This window comes from Flavobacterium sp., assembly GCF_029242675.1.
Lineage (GTDB): Bacteria > Bacteroidota > Bacteroidia > Flavobacteriales > Flavobacteriaceae > Flavobacterium.
Genome location: NZ_JAQWTM010000396.1, coordinates 1 through 3,505, shown reverse-complemented (window position 1 = coordinate 3,505; position 3,505 = coordinate 1). Strand labels below are relative to the sequence as shown.

Annotated in this window: 2 protein-coding genes and 2 pseudogenes; all 4 read right to left on the bottom strand. The window is 37.5% G+C overall.

The genetic code is table 11. From position 1 onward, the window contains the following. Nucleotides 1–197: pseudogene (aroE, locus tag P8M54_RS14615) on the bottom strand (shikimate dehydrogenase); the annotation flags it as partial. Further along, nucleotides 194–1,594, bottom strand: coding sequence for a tetratricopeptide repeat protein (locus P8M54_RS14610; RefSeq protein ID WP_300288732.1), 1,401 nt, complete (start codon nucleotides 1,592–1,594; stop codon nucleotides 194–196). The pseudogene aroE and the gene P8M54_RS14610, both read right to left, overlap by 4 nt. A 128-nt stretch (nucleotides 1,595–1,722) precedes the next feature. Further along, on the bottom strand, nucleotides 1,723–2,916 hold the full coding sequence (locus P8M54_RS14605; RefSeq protein WP_300288730.1) for an aspartate aminotransferase family protein: 1,194 nt from the start codon (nucleotides 2,914–2,916) through the stop codon (nucleotides 1,723–1,725). A gap of 55 nt (nucleotides 2,917–2,971) precedes the next feature. Then, nucleotides 2,972–3,505: pseudogene (locus P8M54_RS14600) on the bottom strand (OstA-like protein); the annotation flags it as partial.

Sequence of the window (3,505 nt, the reverse complement as noted above, 5' to 3'; positions counted from 1 at the left end):
GTAACATTGATTCCTTTGATATCCTTACCATTAGCTATTGTATCAGGGAATTCACTAATATCGGCCAGATCAAAGTTTTCGTAGGTACAATCTTCGATAGCATCGTTTTTAAATTTTTCAGTAAAATAGCCTCTTGAGAAGGAGTAACTAATATTACGACCTAATAATCCAAAGCGTTTTTTAATTTGTTCGATCATTCTACCTTTTTATATTTGGCTATATACGTTTGAACGGCTTTATTGGTCCATACCACTGGGAATAAGTCTTCAATAAGAACGAAATTCTCGAATTTTAAACGCAAACCATTGCTTAAATGAAATTTAGCTTTGGCGGTATCTTGCATCATAAAATAGATTCCGGCCAAGCGGTATTCGACTTCGTTTTCTTCAGGATAAAACTCTGTCGCTTGCAATAACGTTTGTATTGCGCTTTCAAATTCTCCCAAGAATTGCAGAATATCTACCCAAAACAACCAGGTGTCTAATTCGGTGTCACCAAATTCAACTGCTTTTCTGAAACCAAATTCGGCTTCCTCAAAAAAGTTCATTTGTTTATTGATGGTTGCATAGCGTTTCCAATACAGGCAATTTTGGTTATCAATGGCAAGTGCTTTATTTACATAAAACAACGCTTTTTGATAATTATTTTGGCGTACATAAAAGTCAGTAATGGCAATCCATCCTTTGTCAAGCAAAGGGTCTTCATGTACAGTTTGGTTGTAAAACTGTAAGGCAAGAGCAGTATTGCCTAGTTTTTCATGGCATTTTCCAATGCGCAATAACGCGTACGAAGTAGCGTCATCTAGCTCTATAGTTCGAGTGTAACTTTCAATAGCCTCTTCGTGGCGACCAAGTCGTTCGTAGGCTTTCGCTCTTTCCATGAAGGCACCTAAAAATTCATCATCAATCAGTGTTGCGTAGTCAAAGGCACGAATGGCATTTTCATAATCTTTTACACCATAATATAAGCGTCCCATTTGGTGCCAAGCAATCTCACTGTACGGGTTTTTATCGATATAGGTATTTAGAAAAGCAATGGCGTCTAAATTTTGATCTAAAAACTCATAACAGTACACTACATTATACAAAGCCGATTGGTCTTCTAAATCTTCCTCAAGGCATTTAATGAAGTTCTGTTTTGCTAATTCAAAATCATCCATGAACAAGTACTCCATGCCTATTAAATTATAAACATCAGCGTAATCATCCGTAAATTGTAGCGCTATTTTTAATAATTCAACCGCCTTTTCATGTTGGTCTCTTTTTGAACAAATATTAGCCTTTTGAATGTATATTTCTTCGTTATTAGGTTCAATTGCGTACAGTTCGTTTAAAAGCTTTTCGGCAATTTCTAATTTATCGTCATATACCAGCATCTCTACTTGTACCAGTTTTAGACCAGTAGATTTGGGATGTTGGTCAAGAGCTAATTTCAGGGCTTTTTTGGCTAGAGCGGCCTTTCCCATGTCGAGATAGTGAAGAATTATTTCTTCAAACTCTTCTGAGTCAAAAAAGAGTACTTTGTTGGTTTTCAACATAGACTCAAATTTGATTAGGGATTTGTTGTAATCTTCTTCTTCGTTGCTTAATTGCATACCTTGTTTTTTTGAATTTAGCCTACTTAAAGGTAGGTATCCTTACTATTTTTGAGAAGAAAAATTTTTATTGTTGTGAACAATTTAATTAACAATATTTTAAAGTCAATTGGTAGTGTTCAGCGTATTTATTTTTCAATCGTCATTAGGACTTCGTCCATCACTTCTATTATTATGGCGCAACCTTCTCTAATTTCTTCCTCAGAAATTGTTAATGGAGGAGTAATCCGAATGGCGCAACCTTCAAAAAGCAGCCAAAATAAAATAAGACCGCGGTCTTGGCATTTTAAAATAACTTCATTGGTAATATCAGGGCTACTAGTCATTGCTGCTAGCATTAGTCCTTTTCCTCTTATTTCTTCTATCAAAGGGTGTACCAAAAGAGATTTGAAAAGTTTTTCCTTTTCTATCGCTTGTTGCATTAGGTCAGTCTCGGTAATTTCCTGCAAGGTCGCAAGGCATGCTGCCGCAATGACAGGGTGTCCGCCAAAGGTTGTAATATGTCCTAACTTTGGATTATCACTTAGTAAATCCATCATTTCTGCCGATGCTGTAAAGGCACCAACAGGCATACCGCCGCCCATTCCTTTACCCATGGCTATAACATCAGGAACAACATCGTAGTTTTGGAAACCAAATAATTTTCCGGTTCGTCCAAAACCAGGTTGGATTTCATCTAAAATCATCAAGGCGCCTACTTCGGTACAGCGTGCTCGAACTTTCTTTAAAAAATCATTATGGGGTTGAATAAATCCTGCACCACCTTGAATGGTTTCCAATAAAACGCCAGCCGTTTTAGTAGTTATTTTTTCTAAATCAGCTTCGTTATTAAAGGTGATAAAATCGACATCAGGAATTAAAGGTCTGAAAATTTGCTTGCGTTCTTCAAATCCCATAACACTCATGGAGCCCATTGTGTTCCCGTGATAAGCGTTATGACAAGAGATTAATTGGCTGCGACCTGTAACGCGACGCGCTAGTTTTAGTGCGCCTTCGATAGCTTCGGTTCCTGAGTTAACCAGGTATGTTTTATCTAAAGGTGCCGGCAGAAGGGAAGCCATTAGTTTGCAATATTCTACTGCTGGACTTTGCGAATATTCTCCGTAGACCATTACATGCGAGTACTTGTCTAGTTGATCTTTTATCGCTTGGTTTACTCTAGGAGGTTGGTGCCCAAGCGTGCAAGCGGATACTCCTGCAACAAAATCGAGGTATTTTTTGTTGCTTGTGTCATAAATATACGAGCCTATCGCGTGTGAAACTTCCATTCCCAATGGGTATGGTGATGTTTGTGCTTGGTATTTTAAAAAATCGGTATTCAATTGTACTAAATTTAGGATTTTAGTGGTGCTTTTGCTTTAAGCAAATGCGTTGCTATTATTTAGGCTTTTTCTTCTTGTCATAGTCCGTAGTTTCTTTACGAACTTTCATTGGAGTATTTTTTTTGGCAGCCTCAATTTTTCCCTCTTTGATCAATTTATCATTGAGTTCGTTTTCTTCATCAGAGAAGATGTCGTCTTTGGATTTAATGCGTTCATCTCCTCGCCAGGCCAACCCTCGTAAAACCCTACCGGTTTCGGGTAATTCGGTTTCTGGAAAAATATCACCGTCAACTTGGTTGAAAAAGGTGATGGTTTCTATGTCTTTATTCTCAAAGATGAGGTTTATTTTACTACTCTTGTTTTTGTTGATTCCTATCAGTTCCTTGTCATCATTGCGCATAAAGTAAACTACTTCTGTGTTTTTAACAATATCTACATCATGCAGTTGTCCTTCCTTAAACTTACCATAAAGGTTGAGCCCTTTGACTTGATTGTAGCCTGTGCCTAAGGTGTCCCGCGAGACGAGAAAGGTGTTGTTCAGCACTTTTAAGGAATCTAGTTCTCTTGTTGTGTTATTACCAATTAAGTG

Bases quoted from the DNA above. Each gene is read 5' to 3' on its own strand.
- P8M54_RS14610 (WP_300288732.1), bottom strand. From the start codon at position 1,594: ATGCAATTAAGCAACGAAGAAGAAGATTACAACAAATCCCTAATCAAA.